Source organism: Ruegeria sp. BE9, assembly GCF_056538765.1.
Genome location: NZ_JBQFTS010000005.1, coordinates 223849 through 245227, shown reverse-complemented (window position 1 = coordinate 245227; position 21379 = coordinate 223849). Strand labels below are relative to the sequence as shown.

Annotated in this window: 19 protein-coding genes and 1 tRNA gene; 18 read left to right on the top strand and 2 right to left on the bottom strand. The window is 56.1% G+C overall.

Going from position 1 to position 21379, the window contains the following annotated elements; all coding sequences use genetic code 11:
* Nucleotides 1–48 precede the first annotated feature (48 nt).
* The 11 genes from ACR0EO_RS15290 (at nt 49) to ACR0EO_RS15240 (ending at nt 9995) form a co-directional block, all read left to right on the top strand.
* On the top strand, nt 49–576 hold the full coding sequence (locus ACR0EO_RS15290) for an ester cyclase (RefSeq protein ID WP_480691361.1): 528 nt from the start codon (nt 49–51) through the stop codon (nt 574–576).
* Nucleotides 577–590: 14 nt separating this feature from the next.
* Nucleotides 591–1922: a histidinol dehydrogenase gene (gene hisD, locus ACR0EO_RS15285; protein WP_480691360.1), complete on the top strand. Its 1332-nt coding sequence runs from the start codon at nt 591–593 to the stop codon at nt 1920–1922.
* Nucleotides 1919–2971: an ester cyclase gene (locus ACR0EO_RS15280; RefSeq protein WP_480691359.1), complete on the top strand. Its 1053-nt coding sequence runs from the start codon at nt 1919–1921 to the stop codon at nt 2969–2971. Before hisD ends, ACR0EO_RS15280 begins: the two co-directional genes overlap by 4 nt.
* A complete protein-coding gene (locus ACR0EO_RS15275) occupies nt 2971–3735 on the top strand; it encodes an SDR family NAD(P)-dependent oxidoreductase (protein WP_480691358.1) in 765 nt (254 codons plus the stop codon). The genes ACR0EO_RS15280 and ACR0EO_RS15275 overlap by 1 nt, the downstream gene beginning before the upstream one ends.
* Nucleotides 3735–4778: a LacI family DNA-binding transcriptional regulator gene (locus tag ACR0EO_RS15270; RefSeq protein WP_480691357.1), complete on the top strand. Its 1044-nt coding sequence runs from the start codon at nt 3735–3737 to the stop codon at nt 4776–4778. Before ACR0EO_RS15275 ends, ACR0EO_RS15270 begins: the two co-directional genes overlap by 1 nt.
* The gene (locus tag ACR0EO_RS15265) at nt 4775–5764 is read left to right on the top strand and encodes a nuclear transport factor 2 family protein (RefSeq protein ID WP_480691356.1); all 990 of its coding nucleotides are present in this window, start codon (nt 4775–4777) and stop codon (nt 5762–5764) included. Before ACR0EO_RS15270 ends, ACR0EO_RS15265 begins: the two co-directional genes overlap by 4 nt.
* A 154-nt stretch (nt 5765–5918) precedes the next feature.
* Nucleotides 5919–6878 (top strand): cupin domain-containing protein, encoded by a 960-nt coding sequence (locus tag ACR0EO_RS15260; RefSeq protein WP_480691355.1) that lies wholly within the window; start codon nt 5919–5921, stop codon nt 6876–6878.
* Nucleotides 6875–7477 (top strand): class I SAM-dependent DNA methyltransferase, encoded by a 603-nt coding sequence (locus ACR0EO_RS15255; RefSeq protein WP_480691354.1) that lies wholly within the window; start codon nt 6875–6877, stop codon nt 7475–7477. The genes ACR0EO_RS15260 and ACR0EO_RS15255 overlap by 4 nt, the downstream gene beginning before the upstream one ends.
* A 9-nt stretch (nt 7478–7486) precedes the next feature.
* Nucleotides 7487–8611, top strand: coding sequence for a cobalamin-independent methionine synthase II family protein (locus ACR0EO_RS15250; protein ID WP_480691353.1), 1125 nt, complete (start codon nt 7487–7489; stop codon nt 8609–8611).
* Nucleotides 8608–9303 carry an alpha/beta fold hydrolase gene (locus ACR0EO_RS15245; protein ID WP_480691352.1) on the top strand — a complete coding sequence of 232 codons (696 nt, stop codon included), beginning with the start codon at nt 8608–8610 and terminating at the stop codon, nt 9301–9303. Before ACR0EO_RS15250 ends, ACR0EO_RS15245 begins: the two co-directional genes overlap by 4 nt.
* Nucleotides 9300–9995 carry an RraA family protein gene (locus tag ACR0EO_RS15240; protein ID WP_480691351.1) on the top strand — a complete coding sequence of 232 codons (696 nt, stop codon included), beginning with the start codon at nt 9300–9302 and terminating at the stop codon, nt 9993–9995. Before ACR0EO_RS15245 ends, ACR0EO_RS15240 begins: the two co-directional genes overlap by 4 nt.
* Nucleotides 9996–10293: 298 nt before the next feature.
* Here ACR0EO_RS15240 and ACR0EO_RS15235 read toward each other — a convergent pair whose 3' ends face one another.
* Complete coding sequence (locus tag ACR0EO_RS15235; RefSeq protein WP_480691350.1) at nt 10294–11364, bottom strand: agmatine deiminase family protein; 1071 nt, start codon at nt 11362–11364, stop codon at nt 10294–10296.
* Nucleotides 11365–11533: 169 nt separating this feature from the next.
* Nucleotides 11534–11618 (bottom strand) — tRNA-Leu (locus tag ACR0EO_RS15230).
* Between the two features lie 737 nt (nt 11619–12355).
* Between ACR0EO_RS15230 and ACR0EO_RS15225 the strand changes: the two genes are divergently transcribed.
* The 7 genes from ACR0EO_RS15225 to ACR0EO_RS15195 all read left to right on the top strand — a co-directional run bounded on the left by ACR0EO_RS15225 (nt 12356) and on the right by ACR0EO_RS15195 (nt 21256).
* Complete coding sequence (locus ACR0EO_RS15225; RefSeq protein WP_480691349.1) at nt 12356–12769, top strand: hypothetical protein; 414 nt, start codon at nt 12356–12358, stop codon at nt 12767–12769.
* A gap of 2 nt (nt 12770–12771) precedes the next feature.
* Nucleotides 12772–14781 carry a dynamin family protein gene (locus ACR0EO_RS15220; RefSeq protein WP_480691348.1) on the top strand — a complete coding sequence of 670 codons (2010 nt, stop codon included), beginning with the start codon at nt 12772–12774 and terminating at the stop codon, nt 14779–14781.
* 8 nt (nt 14782–14789) lie between these two features.
* Complete coding sequence (locus tag ACR0EO_RS15215; RefSeq protein ID WP_480691347.1) at nt 14790–16535, top strand: dynamin family protein; 1746 nt, start codon at nt 14790–14792, stop codon at nt 16533–16535.
* A gap of 21 nt (nt 16536–16556) precedes the next feature.
* Nucleotides 16557–16958 carry a hypothetical protein gene (locus ACR0EO_RS15210; RefSeq protein WP_480691346.1) on the top strand — a complete coding sequence of 134 codons (402 nt, stop codon included), beginning with the start codon at nt 16557–16559 and terminating at the stop codon, nt 16956–16958.
* Between the two features lie 23 nt (nt 16959–16981).
* Nucleotides 16982–17863, top strand: a complete 882-nt coding sequence (locus ACR0EO_RS15205; protein ID WP_480691345.1) for a hypothetical protein — start codon at nt 16982–16984, stop codon at nt 17861–17863.
* A 67-nt stretch (nt 17864–17930) separates the two neighbouring features.
* Entirely contained in the window at nt 17931–19973 is a 2043-nt protein-coding gene (locus ACR0EO_RS15200) for a dynamin family protein (protein WP_480691344.1), read from the top strand.
* Nucleotides 19970–21256 (top strand): dynamin family protein, encoded by a 1287-nt coding sequence (locus ACR0EO_RS15195; RefSeq protein WP_480691343.1) that lies wholly within the window; start codon nt 19970–19972, stop codon nt 21254–21256. The genes ACR0EO_RS15200 and ACR0EO_RS15195 overlap by 4 nt, the downstream gene beginning before the upstream one ends.
* The last annotated feature ends 123 nt before the right edge of the window (nt 21257–21379 follow it).

Genomic DNA, 21379 nt, shown 5'->3' with positions numbered 1-21379 from the left:
GGGCAATTGTCCCCCTCACATACTCTTGCGATCTGAAAGGATAGAAAAATGAAAGGTTCCCGTCCCGAACAAGCGGTCCTGACCCGCGACACGGACATGAGCAAAACCGAAGACACCCGTCGTGTCATCGAAACCATGGTTGACGGTCTGAACGACCACCGCATCGACGACATCGGCGAGTTCTTCTCGGCAGGCTTCCGTTGGTTGGGCAACCAAGGCTGCGGCACCAAAACCGGCCTGAAGGAGTTTCAGGACAACTGGCAGCGTCCGTTCCAAGCGGCGTTCTCGGACAAGACCTGCATCGACGAGGCGCGCCTTTATATGGGTGAGTGGGCTGCGGCATTCGGCCGTCAGGAAGCCACCCATTCCGGCGAATTCCTTGGCATCGCGCCCACCGGCAAGCGGGTTGAGATCCGCTACATGGACTTCTGGAAAGTGGTCGATGGCAAGATCGTCGACAACTGGGTGAACGTTGATTTCGCTCATGTCGCTGCTCAGCTGGGCGTCGATATCTTCAACGGCGAAGGCTGGGAAGCCTATGACCGTGGTGAAAAAACAGCTCCTCGTCCTGAATAAAAAGGGTTTAGACAATGGCAATTGAGTATCTCAAACGCGGTAAGTCTGACGCCGACCGGGCAGAGGATGACGCCAAGACCCGTGCAGTGGTGGAAGCCACGCTGAAAGATATCGAAACTCGTGGCGATGCCGCCGTGCGCGAGCTGAGCGAGAAGTTCGACAGTTATTCGCCTGCGTCCTTCCGCCTGTCGCAGCAAGAGATCGACGACCTGATCGGCCAGCTAACCGAACGTGAGTTGGCGGACATTAAGTTCGCGCAAGAGCAGGTGCGTAACTTTGCGCAGGCACAGCGCGACTCGATGCTGGATATCGAGGTCGAAACCCTTCCGGGCGTGATCCTGGGTCACAAGAACATCCCCGTTCAGTCCGTTGGGTGCTACGTTCCGGGTGGTAAGTTCCCGATGGTGGCTTCGGCGCATATGTCGGTCGCCACAGCCTCGGTCGCTGGTGTTCCGCGCATCATCGCCTGCACGCCTCCGTTCAACGGCAAGCCTAACCCTGCTGTGATTGCAGCAATGCATCTGGGCGGCGCGCATGAGATCTATGTCATGGGCGGCATTCAGGCCATCGGCGCAATGGCGATCGGGACCGAGACCATTGACCCAGTTCACATGCTGGTCGGCCCCGGCAACGCGTTCGTCGCTGAAGCCAAGCGCCAACTGTTCGGCCGCGTCGGCATCGACCTTTTCGCCGGTCCGACCGAGACCATGGTCATCGCCGATGAAACCGCAGCGGATGCCGAACTGTGCGCCACTGACCTGCTGGGTCAGGCCGAGCATGGCTATAACAGCCCCTGCGTACTGCTGACCAACTCGCGCAAACTGGCCGAGGAGACCCTGTCGGAAGTTGACCGTATTCTGGGCATTCTGCCAACCGCAGGCACCGCGAAAGTGTCGTGGGATGAGTATGGCGAAGTCATCGTCTGTGACACCTATGACGAGATGCTGCAGGTTGCTGACGACATCGCATCCGAGCATGTTCAGGTCATGACCGACCGTGACGACTGGTTCCTTGAGAACATGACCTGCTACGGCGCGCTGTTCCTTGGTCCACGTACCAACGTTTCGAACGGGGATAAGGTGATCGGTACAAACCACACTTTGCCTACCAAGAAGGCGGGCCGTTATACCGGTGGTCTGTGGGTCGGTAAATACCTGAAGACGCACAGCTATCAAAAGGTTCTGACCGACGAAGCGGCGACGCTGATCGGTGAGTACGGCTCGCGCCTGTGCATGCTCGAAGGCTTTGTTGGCCATGCCGAGCAGTGCAACGTGCGTGTGCGTCGCTATGGCGGGATCAACGTGCCTTACGGTGAGCCCGCGCCCTATCGGGATGCCGCTGAATGAGTGACAAGCACACACATCACAAATCGCTGATCGCGCCGCTTCGGGCGGCGACGTACGACTTCAGTGAAGACGGTGTGCGCAGGGCGCTGGCAGATGTCAGCGCCCCTGACGCTGTTTACAGACTGTGCCATCCTTTTGGAGACAGCACCGGCAGCGACGCGTATTACGACACTGCCTATAAAGACCTGCTGTCGGCCTGGCCTGATCTGGAACGCCGCGACTATATCGTCATGGCTGGCCCGGATGAACATGGCGCTGATTGGGTCGGTTGCGGCGGTTACTACACCGGAACCTTCACCGGGCCTTGGCTGGATATCCCGCCAACCGGCCATCAGGTAACGATGCGGTTCCATGAATTTTACCGTTTCGAAGACGGCAAAGTGGTCGAGATGCAGGCCCTTTGGGACATCCCCGAGGTGATGATGCAGGCGAATGCCTGGCCGATGGCGCCCAGCCTTGGCCGCGAATGGCATGTGCCGGGACCCGCCACGCAGGACGGTTTTGTGCCCGGTCCCTATGATGCGGACAAAGGCAAGGCGACCTGCCAGCACATCATCGACATGTTGGAATACCTCAAGAAACACCCCTCGCAGGGTGGGCCGGAGGTGATGGAGCCCGAGCGGTTCTGGCATCCTCGTATGAACTGGTACGGTCCGGCGGGTATCGGAACGGGGCGCGGATTCTCGGGTTTCCGCAACTGGCACCAGATTCCATTCCTCAACGGGATGCCGGATCGCGGACAATATGTGGACGACATCACCTATCACTTCTTTGGGGATGGCGATTACGCCGCCGTAACCGGCTGGCCCAACATGATTCAGACCGTGACCCATGACGGGTGGATGGGGATTGCGCCCTCGGGCAAACGGATCACCATGCGCAGCCTTGATTTCTGGCGCGTTGAAAACGGCAAGATCCGCGAAAACTGGGTTCTGGTCGATCTTCTGGACGCATATCGTCAGCTTGGCGTTGACGTTTTCGCCCGACTGCGGGAATTCAACAAGGCCCGCAACATGGGGCGCATTAATATACCGGATGGAATGAGCTGATGAGTGATCTGCCCCGCACCCCTTCGTTTTCTCTGGCGGGCAAGACCGCTCTGGTCACCGGTGCATCATCGGGCATCGGGCAGGGTTGCGCCGTGGCACTGGCCGAAGCGGGTGCGCATGTGGTCTGTGCGGCGCGTGGTGCGGATCGTTTGAACGAGACAGTGGCCGCGTTCCAAGAGCAGGGTTGGTCGGCTGAGGCGGCCGTGGTGGATCAGGGTGATCTTGAGGCGCTGCGCGGGCTGTTCGACGGTCGTGTCTTTGACGTGGTGGTGAACTCGGCCGGAACAGCGCGTCACGGCCCGGCAATTGAAACCTCGGCCGAGGATTTTGACGCAGTGACCAACGTCAATCTGCGCTCGGCCTATTTCCTGTCGTCTTATGCGGCCAAAGCGCTGTTGGCGGCGCGCAAGCCGGGGTCGATCATCCATATCTCAAGCCAAATGGGCCATGTGGGCGGCGTTGACCGGGCGCTTTATTGTGCCACCAAGCACGGGCTGGAAGGTATGGTCAAAGCCATGGCGATCGAATGGGGCAAGCAGCGCATCCGTATCAACACGGTGTGTCCCACCTTCATCCGCACGCCCCTGACCCAATCCACCTTCGACAACCCCGAACGCGCCGCTTGGATCATGGAAAAAATCAAGCTGGACCGGATTGGTGAGGTCGAGGATATCATGGGCGCGGTGACGTATCTGGCCTCGGACGCTTCGGCGCTGGTCACGGGCACTTCGATGCTGATTGACGGAGGATGGACGGCAGACTGATGGCTGAGAAAGTCACATCGCTGCAAGTTGCGCAGTTGGCAGGTGTCAGCCAGTCGGCGGTCAGCCGGGTGTTCACGCCCGGCGCGTCGGTCAGCAAGAAAACCGAAGAAAAGGTGCGCAAGGCTGCTGCCGAACTGGGCTATCGCCCCAATGTTCTGGCCCGCGCGATGGTGTCGGGTAAAAGCCGTATGATCGGTTTGGTGGTTGGATATCTGGACAACTACTTCTATCCCGAAGCGCTTGAGAAATTGTCCAACGCTTTACAGGAAAAGGGCTATCACGTCCTGATCTTCATGGCCTCGCGTACGGCTGGCAACATCGAAGACGTGATGGCGGAAATCCTCGACTATCAGGTGGATGGGGTCATTCTGGCCTCGGTTGCGATGTCGTCGGAAATTGCGATGCGCTGCCAGCAGGCCGGTGTTCCGGTGGTGCTGTTCAACCGAAGTCAGGATATCGAAGGCATCACGTCGGTCACATCCGACAACTATGTTGGTGGACGCAAGGTCGCCGAGTTCCTTCTGGCCGGGGGACATGAACGTATCGCCTATATCGCGGGTTGGCAGGGTGCCTCGACCCAGCGCGACCGTGAGGCAGGTTTCCGTGCGGCGTTAACAGAAGCCGGTCAGAGCCCATTCGCGCATGGCGTCGGTGACTTCCACACTGAAAAGACACGCGCTGCTGCGCGACAAATGTTCGATGTATCGCCCGATAAGCGACCTGACGCCGTCTTCGTCGCCAACGACCACATGGCACTGGCGGTAATGGACGTGATCCGCTTTGAACTAGGGCTGCGCGTGCCCGAGGATGTGTCGGTTGTGGGCTACGATGACGTTCCGCCCGCGGGGTGGCCTGCTTACAACCTGACAACGATCCGACAACGCGCAAATCTTATGGTGGCGGAGACCGTCACCGCACTTCTTGAACATATCGACGCCCCGGCATCGGTGACGCCACGCAAGGTGGCCATCGATGGGCCTCTGGTCGTGCGGACCTCAGCCCGGTTGCCCAAAGGGTGGACACCACAAAGGACAGAGACATGAAAGGTTTCGACGCCAAGTTCCGGGATTTTCCCGACTATATCATCGGTATTACCAAAGAAATCTGGGAAGACCGCGGCATCTCGACCCTACACGAATATTACGGGTCCGACATTGTTGTGCGGATGCCGGGCAGTGTGTCGACCGGCAATCAGGGCGTGATCGGCGCCACTATGGCGACGCTGGCCGAGTTTCCTGACCGGACCTTGCTGGGTGAGGATGTGATCTGGTCCGGCACCCCTGAAGACGGGATGCTGTCGAGCCACCGCATCATGTCAACCGCGACCCATCTGGGTGACGGTATGTTTGGCAAAGCGACCGGGGCAAAGCTGCGCTATCGCATTCTGGCCGACTGTCATGCGCGGGAAAACACCATCGATGACGAATGGCTGATCCGTGATAACGGCGCGGTCGTGCGCCAGATGGGCTGGGATCCGAAGGATTTCACTCGTGATCTTATCGCGCGTGAGGGCGGGCCGGAAAACTGTGTCAAACCGCTAACCCCTGCCAATGACATGGAAGGTCCGTATTCCGGGCGCGGCAATGACAACGAATGGGGACAGCGCCACGCTGACCTGCTGACCCGGATGATGGGCGCGGATATGGGCGCGGTTGAGCGTGAGTATGATCGTGCTGTTCAGACCGAATACCCTGGCGGCGCAAGCGATCATGGGCGTGGTCCGGTTGACCGCTTCTGGATGTCGCTGCGTGCGGCGATGCCTAGTGCGACCTTCACTATCCACCACCAAATCGGGCGCGACGATCCGAACATGCCCCCGCGTTCGGCTGTTCGTTGGAGCCTGCACGGTAAGCATGACGGTTGGGGTGCGTTTGGCGTTCCGACCGGAGCCGAGCTCTATGTGCTGTGCATCAGCCACGCTGAATGGGGCGAACTGATTGGCGGTGACATCAGGTTGCGCCGTGAATGGACTCTGTTCGATGAAACGGCGATCTGGAAACAACTTATCCTGGCGACCGGGGACGTGTAATGCCTCTGGTGCCTGCAATTCTTGATGCCAGCGAAGGAACCCGGCGGTATCATTGCCACCGGGCCTCTTTGCGGGCCAAGCGGTTGAACAATCGACCTCCCGGGGCAACAGGCTAACCCCCCTGTTGCAACATTATACCCGTTAGGAGACTAAAATGAGCACCATCCACGAACGCATCGTCCGCTATGGCGAACTGCAACCCTGCAAAACCGCTTTCATCGATGCCCACACGCCGGGCAGCGATCAGAAAGAGAACTTTACCATCGTCGGCGGCGGTGTCTCAGAATCGCCCGATCAGCACGTCCACATCACCGACAAGATCGGCTTTAACATTGGCGCGGCAGGGCAACCCCCTAAATGCCGCAACTCGCTGCACAGCCACACCACGGCAGAGGTCTTCTTTGTCGCCAAGGGGCGCTGGCGCTTCTTCTGGGGCCGTTACGGTACTGCGGGTGAGTTCATTGCCGAGGAAGGCGACATCTTCAACATCCCGACCGGCATCTTCCGTGGGTTTGAGAACGTTGGCGACGACTACGGCATGATCATGTCGATCCTCGGCGGCGACGATGCTGGTGGCGGTGTGACATGGGCTCCGCAGGTGATCGAAGACGCGCAAGCGCATGGTCTGATGCTGGGCAACAACGGCGTTTTGTATGACTCGAAAAAGGGTCAAGAACTGCCACACAATGTGCAGCCCATGCCTCTGCTGACCGAAGAAGAGCTGAAAGCCTATCCCGAAGTGCCAGTTGATGCTGTTATCGGCAAATACGTTGCGCGCTATTGGGATCTGATGGCTCTGGGAGCGGACAAACCCGCAACGGTGATTGGTGAAAACGGCGTCATCAAAGACAAGCCGGGCTTTGAGGTTGACTTCCTGACCCGCGGCTCGGCGCAGAATGATGCTGTCAAAGCTGAGAAGCCTGTGGTTTTGATGCCGGCTAGCGGCCATTGGCGCATCACTGTTGATGGCTATTCGACCACATTGTCCAACGGTGACACTGCGGTTGTGATGCCGGGTGAGACCTTCACCGTCACGCCATCCATGACCGGTCAGGCGGGTCTCTATCGTATCACAGCCACCGACGATCCTGCCGGTGCGACCTGGGTCGGATGACCGTCGATCCCGACGATACACATGCCGTTTATGAGCGGCAGGCCAGGGCCTATGACGAGCAACGCTCGAAGGCCCTGTTCGAAGCGCGCTGGCTGGCGCGCTTCACCGCAAGCCTGAAACCCGGCGATCATGTACTGGATCTGGGCTGCGGGACCGGAGACCCCATCGCCCGCTGGTTCAAAGCCGAAGGGTTCACCGTTACCGGCGTCGATTTCTCGGAAGCCATGCTTGAGATTGCCCGCAGCCGTTGGCCTGACGGCGATTGGCGGCAGGCGGATATGCGAGAGCTTGAACTGAATCAAGGGTTTGACGGCATCATTGCCTGGAACAGCTTTTTCCACCTGACAGCTGATGAGCAAAAGGCCTGCATCACCCGAATGGCGCGTCACCTGCGCAAAGGCGGGATGCTAATGCTGACCGTTGGTCCCAGCGCAGGCGAAGAGCAAGGCACCGTTGGCGGGGAATTGGTGTATCACGCGTCCCTTTCCCCTGCAGGCTATGCCGCTTGCCTTGAGGAAAATGGGATGCTCATGACGGGTTTCCTTGCCAAAGACCCGGAAACGCAAAGTCACACCGTGCTTATGGCACGAAAGATTTAGGGAGGTCTAATGCCAGTAAAGACAACACATGTTGGATCCCTGCCACGCTCGCAGGAGGTGGTAGACTTCATCTTTGCGCGCGAACGGGAAGAACCTTTCGACCCCACGGCCTTTGACGCATGCATGACAGCAGCCGTTTCAGAAACGGTACGCAAACAGGTAGAAGCCGGTGTAGACATCGTTAGTGATGGCGAAACCTCTAAGATCTCTTACGCCACCTACGTCAAAGATCGCTATACAGGATTTTCGGGCGACAGCCCTCGTAACGCCCCAGCTGATCTGAAGATGTTTCCCGGTTTCCTGCAAAGGCTGGCCGACGATGGCGGTACCCCGCAATACGCTCGCCCCCAATGTACTGGTGAGGTTCGATCCAAGGGCCAGGGTGAATTGGAGAAGGATATCGCCAACCTCAGGGCTGCAATGGCGCAGCATGGGGCAGAGCGCGGGTTCATGAACGCCGCATCTCCGGGTGTGATTTCCCTATTTCTGCAGAACGACTTCTACTCCACGCGAGAAGCGTATCTGGCAGCGCTGGCCGACGCCATGAAAGACGAATACGAGACCATCGTGGCCTCTGGTTTGGATATTCAACTTGATTGCCCGGACCTCGCTCTCTCTCGCCACATGCTTTTCACCGATCTGTCCGACGAGGAGTTTATCAAGATCGCCGATATGCATGTCGAGGCCTTGAACCATGCTCTGCAAAACGTGCCGCAAGAACGCGTTCGGGTACATATCTGCTGGGGCAACTACGAAGGGCCTCATTGCTGTGACATTGCAATGGACAAGGTGTTCAGCACCCTGATGGCCACGAAAGCCAGATATGTCCTTTTCGAAACCTCTAACCCGCGTCACGCCCATGAATGGACCGTTTTCCGAGACCGGAAGACTGAGATCCCGGACGACAAGGTGCTGGTTCCCGGCGTCGTAGACACCACCACGAACTTTATCGAACACTCTGACCTTGTGGCCCAACGGGTCGAACGATTTACGGACATCGTAGGCGCAGATCGTGTCATTGCAGGAAGCGATTGCGGGTTTGGCACATTTGCGGGCTTTGGCGCAGTTGATCCGGACATCGCCTATGCCAAACTGGCAGCTTTGTCTGAAGGCGCTCGGAAGGCCTGTGCATGACGCCATTGGTTTTTTTGCCCGGTATGATGTGCGATGCACGTCTTTTCGGACCTCAGATAGATGCGTTGTCGGGTTCGCGCCCACTTATGACTTTCCCGTTGTCTACGCATGACAGTGTTCAAGGCATGGCGGCTGATATTCTTGAAAGTGCCCCACCCGATTTTGCTCTGGCAGGTTTGTCTATGGGCGGCATTGTCGCCATGGAGGTCGTACGTCAGGCGCCGCGCCGAGTTGACCGGCTCGCTTTGTTGGACACCAACCCACTGGCAGAAAAACCCGAGGTCAAGTTACGGCGCGGCCCCCAGATGGACGCTGTTCGAGCCGGAAAATTGCGACAGGTCATGCGGGATGAAATGAAGCCCAACTACTTGGCCGACGGGCCTCATCAAGGTGCTATACTTGACTTGTGCATGGTGATGGCGATGGACCTTGGTCCTGACGTCTTTCTGCGCCAGTCTCGTGCCCTGATGGACCGTCCGGATCAAACTGAAACTCTCGCCGCCTACACCAGCGCCGCTCTGGTCCTTTGTGGTCGTGAAGACGACCTCTGCCCTGTCGAACGGCATAAACTCATGCATGATCTTTTGCCCAACAGCACGTTTGAAATCATCGAAGAGGCCGGGCACTTGCCCACTCTTGAACAACCCAAAGATACGACAGCGGCTCTGATCCGCTGGTTGGAGACCCCATGACACCTTCACTTCTGACATTGTTGCGCAAAGTCGATACGCCCACCGTTTGCAACGCTATCGAAGTCGCGCAGGGAAAACGCGGATTTAATGATTTCACGCGGGGCACCATGTTGTGTTCATCCCCATCTGAACCTGCCATCGTCGGATATGCCCGCACTGCAAAGATCGCTGCTGTGAACCCCCCTTCAGAAGCACTAGACGTAATCAAAGCGCGCCGGATGGCTTATTATAAGTACATGGCCGAAGGCCCTGCTACTTCGGTCGCAGTGATCGAAGACGTCGATTTCCCAGATTGTATCGGTGCTTATTGGGGCGAGATAAACACCACGGTACACAAAGGATTTGGAATGGCAGGCGCATTGACCAATGGCGTCATGCGTGACCTCGGTGATCTACCCGAAGGTTTCCCGGTAGTGGCTGGTTCGGTCGGTCCAAGCCATGGGTTTGTCCACGTCCGAGAGCTCGACACACCAGTCTCGATCTTTGGGCTAACTGTCAATCCCGGCGACCTGATCCATGCTGACCGACACGGTGCCGTGGTAATCCCTCAGGATCTGGTTGATCAGTTGGAAGCCGCAATCCAAAAACTGCTGACAACCGAGCGCATCATTCTGGACGCCGCATTGCAGCCTGGTTTTGATTTCGAGTCCTTCCAAACCGCTTGGGCGGCCTTCGAAAAAGCCAGAGTATAGGATCACAGGCTCAAATCCGCGCCTGAGGACCTCCTGAACCGACTTTGAGCCCGAATGTTATGAAGGCGCGCAGGTGCGAACCTCGTCCTAATACAGTGTGCCACCAATGAGGTGGGCAAAATGCTGTGTCCGCCTAAAGGTGCAGACCGCGCTGAAACTTCAACTGTCAGCACCACCTAAACAACAAAGCTCACTAAGAGCGGTAGAGTAAGATCTGGTATGATCCGCTAAGCGGACCAAAGAGGATGCACTTAGGGAAAAGCCCGACAGCACTTTGTTCGATAACGGGTAATATGCTTTATACGGCTGGCATCTGTTGCGTGGCGCAGTGTATGCCGCCGCCCAATTCCCCCAGTGGGTCTACATTCAGAGCTACGATTTCACGGTCGGGATAGTGGTCCGCAAGTGTTTCCTGGGCCAGAATGTCTGTTTCCCGATCACCAAACTCCGCCACCATAACTGCGTCGTTGCAAACATAATAGTTGGCATAAGACGCCACAAAATCGATGGATTTTATTCGGCGAAAATTAGGTTCTGGAATGACTTGGACCGATAAACCCTCGGCGACTAAAGTATCATACGTTTCTAGTGCGGCGACGTGGAATGGATCGTTCGAATCAGGCCGATCCGGAAGGTTAATCAGAACACGACCCCTTCCAGTGAAACGCGCAAGGCTGTCGATATGATAGTCCGTTACGTCCTCTCCCCAAACGCCTTCTGACCAGATCATGCGGTCCGCTCCATATGCACTTAACAAGCGCGCTTCAATTTCGCCCTTGGAAAAACCAGGGTTTCTGTTGTCATTCACCCAGCTGCTTTCATGAGCCATGAGTAAACCGTGTCCGTCGTGCTCAACGCCACCCCCTTCACCCTTGAGGCCGGTTGGCAATAGTTTCAATCCGAGGCGGTCGGCCACGCGAGCAGCAATCAGACTGTCACGTTTACTTAGCTGCCTGTTCCCCCAACCATTGAATTGAATGTGACTAATGGCCAGTTCACCGGCATCGTTGATTACGAAAATTGGGCCAGAATCTCGGCACCACAAATCTTCGGTAGGAATGTCCAACAACTCAACCTTGCTTGAAAGCTTGGCACGCGCGCCTCGATCATCCTCCGCCGCGACAAGCATGGTCACCGGCTCGAACTCAACAATTGCATTGGCGATGTCAGCAATGGTTTGCTGTGTCATTTTCAGGAAGCCGGCATCTCGGTACACATTGGGGCTCACTGGCCACTGCATGAATGTGAGTTGATGGCGCCTTTCTTCGGGCGGCACGTAGTATCCTGATGCAGCTTCCAAATGGGAACTCCCAAATAGGCCGCAAAGGCCGATTGCACCTCCACCTAACAACGCCTCCCGCCGCCTCATACTCTGCACTCTCAGATCGTTGACTATCTGCGGCGAAAGTTATCGAACAACTTGTCTACCGAGAAGCAGGTAATTCGGAACCCGTTACGCGGTAGGCCAGAGCACAGTCAGAAGATCGTGTTAGTCGAGTACAGGTTGAGAGAATCAGGTTTTCTTTCAAGAACCTGAATGGTGCGGGTGGAGGGACTTGAACCCCCACGCCTTGCGGCGCCAGAACCTAAATCTGGTGCGTCTACCAATTTCGCCACACCCGCATCGCTGTCCGTCAGAACAGCGTTGGGGCGGTCAATAGCAAAGGTTTTGAGCAAGTGCGAGAGGGAAATTATGCTTGTGAGAAAGATTATTTGTTTGCACTGAAAATACCCGCGCTTAACCGATCGATCGACTTCAACCCAGAACACCATATTGTCGAGCGATGTTATCGTATCAGAGCGGAGATGCAGCTCTCTTCCCTGCGTCATTTGGATGGAGCACACCATATCTTTGGCGGGTTCTTAACACTCAGAAAAACCCCATAATTTCCGCTCATTTAAGTAAAGAGCGGCAGTGAAATGATAACACCTAAGCGTTGAGTCGATATGATTCCGAAGCAATCAGAGTTGCGACGTTGATGTGGCGATAGCCGGTCACCCACTACTGAACCGACAAGGCTCCTGTAGGTTCCCTGACTGAACAAGGACAGGTTTATTCGCCTATTTTCAGCATATTGACGTTACGGCACCAAATTTTACTGCTCAGACATTCCCTTACACGAAATGCGATGAGAATCGGGGGATCAAGCACTTCAACGATAAGCCTTTCTCGCATGGGTTGAGCGGCCGATCGCAAAAGCAATCACAATTGCGCCACAATTCAAACGCCAAAAAATCTTATTCGCGTCAAAATAACACCGTCTTGCCAGTAATTGATGAGCACTGGGAGATAATGAGTCTTTATTGCCGTCTGGCACCGTACGAGTTTTTTGCTCAACTCCATTACAAGGGTCCGAACCATGACCAATATGATGAACTCCGCTGCTGCTGAGCAAGACGCCCTCGGTCTTGCCCGTGAAAGTTTTCTTGGTGAACTCAAGTCCCTGAATCGGCATCATCCGAATACTGGGTTTGGAGTTTCCCTGCGCACCCACTCTGGGGGGCACTACCTGCTCGCCAACTCCCGCATGCCTCTGCCCGAAACGAAATCCGCTGGTTTTCCAACCGGGCGTCGCGTTGCGTGTCTAGAGAACAGCGAACACTTCAGTTCGATCGAAGTGCTTGCCGATTCCCACGCATACGAGTCGATGACACCTGGGGCAGAAGCCGAAATTCTGGGCAACGCGCTGAACCTGATTGCCCGCATTGATACGCTGACCAGCACCCCTGAAGGTCAGAACCAACCCCATATTGCTACTGGAACCGGAGGCTGAACATGGCCCGCAACGACCATCTTCTGTCCGTAGGAAACGAAGCGTTGGCGTCGATGACCTCGGCCATGTCTTCGTTGACAACACAGATAGACCAATTGACAGAGGTGGCGGATGCGCGCTCCTCTGCGCGGCTTGCAACGCTCAAGACGCGCATGGAGAATTTCACGGCCAGCATTACAATGGTTGGTCAGGTCAAGGCCGGCAAGTCCTCGATCGTGAACATCCTGGCCGGGCGCCCTGCCCTTTTGCCCTCGGATGTGAACCCTTGGACGTCGGTGGTGACGACACTGAACATCAATACCCGCACCGAAGGTGACAAAAGGGCAAAGTTCACATTTTTCGAACAGGAAGAATGGGACAACCTGATGGTTGGCGGCGGTCGCCTTGGCGAATTGGCCAACCGTGCTGGTGCAGATGACGAGATGGAAGACATTCGCCGTCAGATCGGCGAAATGAAAGCCAAGTCCGAAGCGCGCCTGGGCCAGCACTTCGACCTGATTCTTGGGCAAAGCCACCAGTACGACTATTTCGACGAAGAACTGATCCAGCGCTACGTTTGCCTCGGTGACGAGGACGATCCGGACATCAACCCAAAAACCGGGCGTTTTGCTGATGTGACCAAGTCAGCGGAACTGTATATGGACATTCCGCAGTACCCGATCTCGCTCAAGCTCTGTGACACACCCGGTGTGAACGACACCTTTATGGTCCGCGAGCAGATTACTCTGCGCAGCTTGCGCGGTTCCGAGGTCTGCGTCGTGGTGCTGGCGGCAAGCCAAGCCCTGACCACCATGGACATGGCGTTGATGCGGATCATCGCACAGTTCGAAAATCGCCAGATCATTCTTTTTGTTAACCGGATCGACGAGTTGGCTGATCCGGTCAATCAAGTCCCTGAAATCCGCGACCGGATTCAGGACACCCTGAAACAGAACAGCATTGATGCCAACACAAGTGTCGTATTTGGCAGCGCACTCTGGGCTGAGGCCGCACTGACTGGCAACCCAGACATCTTGTCCGAGGAGTCCCGCGAGGCTCTTAACACGTTCTATCTGGCCGCAGGTTTTGGTGATCAGGCGCCGTCGCTTGATAAAATATGGGCTCTATCAGGCCTGCCTGATCTGCTTTTGGCGATGAATGAACGGATCGCCGAAGGCGCGGGCACACGGATGCTGGACAGAGTGCGCCATCGCGCTCGCAACATTGCCAGCCAAATCCGCGCTACCGCAGTTGCGAAAAACCTGTCCGAAGGGGGCGGCGTTGTACGCGACCTGGACGGCGTGTCGGCAGAAGAAGCAATCGCCAAGGTTTCCGACGAATACGAAAAGAAAGCCGCGGCGCTCACAACTGCGCTGCGGGAAAAGGTATTGGAACGGCTGAATGCTGCCGAAACCAATTTCGTCAAACGCGCGACCGACTCTTTGATCGCGCATCTCGAACTGAATGGTGAGCAAGGCACCTGGCAGTATGACCCCGCTGGCCTACGGACGCTTCAAAAGGCGGCTTACTTCAGTTTCGCACGCGCCATGCGCAAAGACGCGGGCGCATTATACAACGCCGCGGCTGCGGACATTGAAGCGCTTTATCAAAAGCTTCTAGGCAACCATTTGGGCGAATTCAGCATCGAAGCCCCAATGGTTCCCCGTGTTCCGCCACCACTGGGTATTGGCCGAACAATCGCACTAGACCTTCAAAGCACTTGGTGGCGCCGCTGGTGGCAACGCCGCAAAGGGTTTGAGGCATATGCCGCCGACTACACACGCCTGATCGCGTCCGAGGCAAACTCGATCACCAAAGACATCGAGGAAAACCAAGTCGCAGCGGTGCTCGAGAATGTCCGGGCTGGATTGGCAGACTTCCTGCGCGAGCAGAAGGAAACTCTGCTGAATATCTCGACCGCGGCCGAGCAAGACCCAAACCAGGCAGCCTTGATGGCTGGCATGACGCCCAAAAAGTCGCGTGACGACATTCTGGGTGACATCCTGAAAGATCTTAGCAACGAGGCAGCATAAGTAGCGATATGGCAAAAGATACACAAACCCGCTTCGTCTCTCCTAAGGCATGGGAACGCATCGAGCAGTGGTCCCGTCGCAAACCGGTTTTTGCGCTTATGGGAGAATTCAGTGCTGGCAAATCCACGCTGATGAACTTTCTGTTGCGCTCTCAAGCGTTGCCGACACAGGTAACTGCGACACAATTGCCCCCGGTTTGGTTTAGCTGGGGCAAGGAATCCGCTTACATAAAACGCCATGATGGCAGTCGCGAAGATATCACGTTGGATCAGCTTGAGGATGTCGGGGTTAATGATGTGCAGTTTGTGCGCATCTTCCTAGAAGCCGATATTCTGGAAGCCGTGGATCTGATCGACACGCCCGGCATCTCGGACCCGAAGATCTCCAACGACGTCTGGCGCCGTGCAGTTGGACAAGCGAACGGGGTTTTGTGGTGTACACATGCCACTCAGGCCTGGCGCGAAACCGAACGCGCAACTTGGGTTTCCTTGCCGGAACGACTACAGCACAACTCTTTGCTGCTGGTGACGCGCGCTGATGTGCTGGCACCCAAAGACCGTCAGAAGGTTCTTCGCCGGGTAAATCGCGAGGCGGGTCATCTTTTCAACCGTTCGATCCTTTTCTCGGCCCGCGACGCCATTACGGCCCGTGACAAGAGCGGCGATGCCGAGCTTTGGACCCGCAGTGGCGGCGGCAAGATGGTCGACAGCTTCTTGGAAATTACAGAACAGATCATGGATACCCGCGCGGACCAGCTTTCGCGGTATCAGATTGACAACAGCTTGACAGAAGGTCCGAGCATTGAGCCGATCAGGCCCAGACGTGTCCGCGAAGAGCCCACTGAGCCCGCACCACTGAAACTGGTGAACCCCGTTGAAGACTCCGCTGCGGCTGATGAAGTTGTAACAAACTTTCCAGTGCGCCCTGCCCGGGTAGAACGTCGTTCAGAGGACGCCGAGCGCGCAGAACGGATCAACGCGGAAGAAGCTGAACGCTTGCGGGCCGAGATGGCTGGCACCACCGAAACGCCAGAGCCTGAGGTTGAAACGGACGAGGATGATCTGCGTTCGTTCTTCCGGGAAGCGGACAACCCGCCTCTGAACCTGGCCGAACACACGCAATTGTCGACAGCCGAGGATGAATTCGATCTGCTGGACGACGATCTTGATGACGAGGATCAGGAAGAGGACTTTGACCTGTTGGCAGATGCCGACACGGACGAGCCTCAGGTTGCAGAAATGTCTGATGGCGAAGATTCCTTCATGCTTTCGCTGGAAGACAAACTGGCTTCTACACCTGAACAGGACACGCCTGAGGTCGAGCCAGCCGAAGAACAGCGTTCTGAATCAACGGTTTCCTCAATTACAGCTCTAATGGCCGAACAGCCAAGCGGGTCCGATGATGATTACGAACCCGAGCCTGAATCCAACGGCTTGGTAGACATGCAGGTTGTATCCCTGTCGAACGACAGCACACCTGATGAAACCGTATCGTCCGAAGAAAAAGAGGAATCGCTGGAAGATCTGCTTAACGTATCTCCGGGCTCTCCGCTGAGCGCTGCCGATATGTGGCGTGAGGTAACTCAGGATGAAGAACTGCCAGAAGATGCCGAAAGCATGAAGAAGGTCTTTAAGGCTTTCCTCAAGGAATTCGACCAGATCGCGGCCGAGCATTATGAACGCCAGTTCAAAAGCACTGTTCGTCCCGTTCCAAATGCTTCAGAGCGAAGCCGGGCGGAATGGCATGTGTCGTAAAAGGAAACTCAGGTAGAAAAGATGTCTATCGAAAGCGCACTAAACACCGCGATGGCGACTATACCCGACTGTATTGCAGCCGGGTATATCGACATGGAAACAGGTATGTTGCTGGGGACCAACACCGACGACCCTGAAAGCGCTAAGGCGCTGGACAGTCTGGCCATAGCCGTGGCTAACCTGTTTCAAGGGCGTGGTGTGAAAGCTTTTGAAGAACTGCTGCGGCACGCCGGCTCAGAAGATACGGAGTATCCGGGATTTGGGGAAATCGCGGTGTTTTCAAATGATCGTCTGAACATCTTTCTGCGGACCCGGGAGTATCCCGATCATGTGGTCTGCTACATCTGTCGCAACAGTGCCAATGTCGGGTTGGCGCTGACAAAATCGAATCTTAGCCTGGGGCCGGTTGCGGCCGCAGTTTAGACGGGACCAGAGGGGGTCACGGCATGATGGACACTGACATACTCGACATGCTCGATGGCATTGGGCGATCGGCAGTTGCGCGCCTCAACCCGGCAGTCACCATTCCCGGTGACACGGCACAGGTGCGACGTCAGAAAGTGCTGAACACTATCAGGGGTACAATCCTGCCCCGTCGGCTGGAATTTACTGCCGCGAATGGGGATTGTCTGGCCATCGAAGTTAACAGTTCTCGGGTCACAGATGTGTTCCGTGTACGCTCGGGGGCCGTGCCGGACTTCGAAACAGAACCCAGAGAAGAATTGGCAGGCAAACTTGCTCAGTTGGTCTCTGACATTGCCTCGGCACCTGCCCCGTTGGATTTGATTTCCCTACAGCCGGACACTGCGCTCGAGGCTGATGACGTCGGTATCACTTTCAGCGAAATCGAGACCGCATGCGAAGGCATCGAATTGACGGAAGAACCTGTCATTTCGATCGTTGCCGAATCTGCTCCCGTCGAAAACGAAGAAACTCCTTCCGTTGAAGATGTCACAGACGAAGCTCCGGAAACTGACGACCTGGCAAGCCAGTTTTACGATGCCGCGGAAAGGTTTGCGCAAGGGCGCATTCTAGCTAATGCAGATGGCGGTGCCGCGTTGCGGTCCGACGGGATGTGCGAAACAGATCAGCCGCTACATGCGGATCAAGAGCTGCTGACCCGTTTTGCCCGCGACTTAGCGGGGTGGGATGACGACGCAGCAGACTTGGACAAAACACAATTGATCGTCATGCGGCCATCAGGTGGGAAAGGCCAGGGTTTGGCTATCCTTCGCGATGGCGAGCATTTCTCAGTAGCCGTGCATGAGGCGCGAAAACTGGGTGCAGTCGTCAATTTGTGGACATCTCTGACAGGGCCGAAAGGATGAAACCGCCCCGTCCGTTAAATTTTTCTAATAATGCAAACCGTGATTACAAGTTACCAGGGTAAGGTTTATGAGTGAAAACAACCGTCGCGAGTTAATTCGCATAGCCGAAGACATGAACGGGACCAGCAACGAGGAAACCCGTCAGTTCATTTCTCGCATTGTCAGCGATCTAACGAACCTAAAGCCGTCAATCGCCTTTGTTGGTCAGATTAAGGCGGGAAAATCCCGTTTGATCAACGGGTTCACGGGTCAGGCTGAGTATCTGCCGTCGGATGTGAATCCCTGGACGACTGTGATTACCGATATGCACTTCGGCCATCCCTCGGGCCGGACAGAAGGCGCGGAATTCCACTTCTTCGATAACCGCCAATGGCAATCGCTGATCGCCGAAGGCGAAGAGTTGCGCAACATGTTCCCCGATGATGAGGACAGCTATAAGCGCGAGATGATCGAAGAGCAGGTTGAGGCGATGAAAACACGCGCCAAGCTGCGCTTGGGCGAAAGCTACAAACACCTGTTGGGTCAGCATCACGATCTGGAAAAGCTGACGACAGACGATCTGGCACGTTATGTATGCGCAGGCGATGATCCGACAGAAGAAGACTCTTATGATCCCGGATCGGATCGCGGTTTGTACAGCGACATTACGCGGAAGGCCGAGGTGTATTTTGACATCGGCCACTTCCCGTTTCCGCTGACCGTTACGGATACCCCGGGTGTGAACGACCCTCTGCTGATCCGGGAAGAAATTTCGCGGCAGTACCTCAAGGAATCCGATTTCTTCGTGGTGGTTTTGTCGGCGCATCAGGCACTGTCACGTGCCGACCTAAAGCTGTTCCGCCTGATGCAGGCATTGGAGCTTGGTCAGATTGTGGTCTTCATCAATCGCGTTGATGAATTGGGCGGTGGAGTAGAAGACGCGAGCAAAGTTCAAGCCGACGTATTGGACGGACTGGAAAAAGCTCTTGGGAACTCAAACATCGACGTCCTGATGGGTAGCGCCCAATGGGCCCACTACGCTTTGACCGGCGATGATACTGGTGTGGACCATGACCAGATTCTGGCATGGTTGCGTGCACACCCCGAGCAGATGAAGCAATATCTGGACGGTGTGGAAGAGATCAAACAAGGCCCCGGCCCTATCAGTCGGGAAGGCGTTCTGCGCTTTGCAGCCATGATCGCCTCGGGCCTGCCGGACTTGCGCCGTCACGTCACACACGCCCTGACCGAAGGACCGCGAGAGGAACACTTGCGGATGGCGTGGCAGCACCTCAACAGTTTTGCTCAGGGTGAACTAGAGCGAACCAAAGCGCATTTGCGTGCGATCGAGGACGAATCCGCCCCAACCTCAGAGGACGCGACCGAGAACGACAAAACTCTGTCTGACTTGCGCGGGCTCGTCACACAGAAGACTGCCGATATTGTCAGCGACATGGACGATGTGCTCGCCAATTTGCGTGGAGTCATGGACGATACTGTGGCTGAATCCGTCGCCGCAGTTGTGCGCGGCCCTAACGGCGACTCGCCTCTCTTGGTAAGAGGTGGTGATACAGAACTGAACTTTACCCCGCTGCGTGATCGCATGCGCGAGCTCGTTCAGGGTGCAACACAGGTTATCCGCCAGCGTATGCTGAGCGAACTCTATACAATCGACATGCAAAGCAACGCGGCCTTGCGTGCCCTCCCCGGTTGGCAGGATTCAGCAGACAACCGGATGAACACAAGTGCCGTTCGTTGGTTCCGTCCGGACACGACTGCTCTGACGCGGGGCATTACTGTTGAATTACGGGTCAACTGGTTGTCGCGCCTGATTTCACGCAAAAGCGTGGTTGCCCGCGCAGAACGGATGATTGTTCAAGAGTTTGAGATTATCGGCGACGATCTCGTAGACACCGCGCGCGGCGATCTTATGGAACGCCTGACCACCGTTCTGGATCACTATGTGGCATTGCTCGCTGGACATCTTGAACACCGCGCCGGAACCGGCGAAACAAATGAACGGGCCGAGGCCCAAACCGCTTATGATGAAGCTCAACGCATTACTGATGAGCTAAGCGCCGTATATGGTGCGGATTACGTAGACAAACGATTAGCAGAGGCTGCGGAATGATAGAATTTCCCGGAACCGAACAGGAAGTAAAGCAACTCGAACGCTTTCTGACGGCGACCGAAAAGCTGCCGGCCGATCCGGCATTGGACGAGATGCGTGAACGCGCGCTCGGCCATGCGGAACGGCTGTCCAACGCGGTCAATATCGGTTTTGCTGGGGAATTTGGGGCTGGTAAGTCTAGCCTTGCAAACATGCTGGCCGGGGCTGATATCTTGCCTACAGGCCCACAGCACCTGAAACTGCCTCTGGTGATTGTCGCTTATTCCGATACTCCCGAAACCACCGTGGGGTGGTGGGGCAAGGAACCCAAAGTCTTTTCCGGCATCGCGCTTGAAAAGGCAGCAGCAGAGGAACCCGACTTTATTTCTGTCGGCCTAAACACTCCTGCCCTGCAGGAAATCTCTCTGTTCGATTTGCCGGGTTCTGGCGCTCTGGACGATACCTACAAGCCGACACTCGATCTACTGAAGTTCGTCGATTGCGCAATCTGGTGTACCAACGGCACAAATGCCTGGCGCGAAACCGAACGTCACCTGTGGGCGCAGGTTCCACAGGAGTTGCGTGCGAACAGTCTGCTCGCTGTTACGCACGCCGACCTTCCTCCGGTCCACGATGCACTGGATCGCGTTGTCGCGCGCCTAAACAAAGAAAAAGGCGACATGTTCCGCGCCGTCGTACCGATCGGAACACCGGTCGCGGTTCGCGCAATGGCGCAAGAGCCGGAACCCGATTTTGCCCTTTGGGAAATATGCGGCGGTCAAAACCTGGCCGAACAGGTTCTGCAAATTGCCTCGGACCGACGTCAATCGGATCTGGAAGCGGCACGTTCAGACCTTAAACAGGACTTCCTTCCCTATCTGGAGAACCTGCAAGGCCCTGAACCCGAAGAGCCCCAGTCAGATGCCTCCTCTATTCAGGCTGCAATTGAGTCGACTCTTCCGCCGTTGGAAAACCCGATCCTCGAAGATTGGCTGGCCGCCATCGCAAGCATCTATGAGGATCTGCGAGAGTCTTCGAACATAGAACCTGCGGCCTTTCTGCATAGCTGTCAGGAAATCGTTGAAGATTTTACCGAACGACTGGAACAGGGTGGAGAAATCGATCCTTCGGCTGACTGGATACCCGGTGAATTTGAAAAGGCGACGGACCTGCTGTTGCTCCTGCAATTCGAAACCGGCGACGCCCCTTTGAAGGATGCAATTAGCATTCTGGCGCAGCTCAGCGACAACTTGGCCTGGGCCGGTAGCAGAGTTGATTCGATTCAGTCGAAAACCGGTACCTGAAAATTCTTCATTAACTTTAAGTTGAAAGTGAGCGAATCGAGGCCCTGAGAATCGGGTCTCGATTGTTTCGATTCTAGTGACCAATTAGCCGCAAATGCGCATTCAGTCCGCATTTTTTTAAGC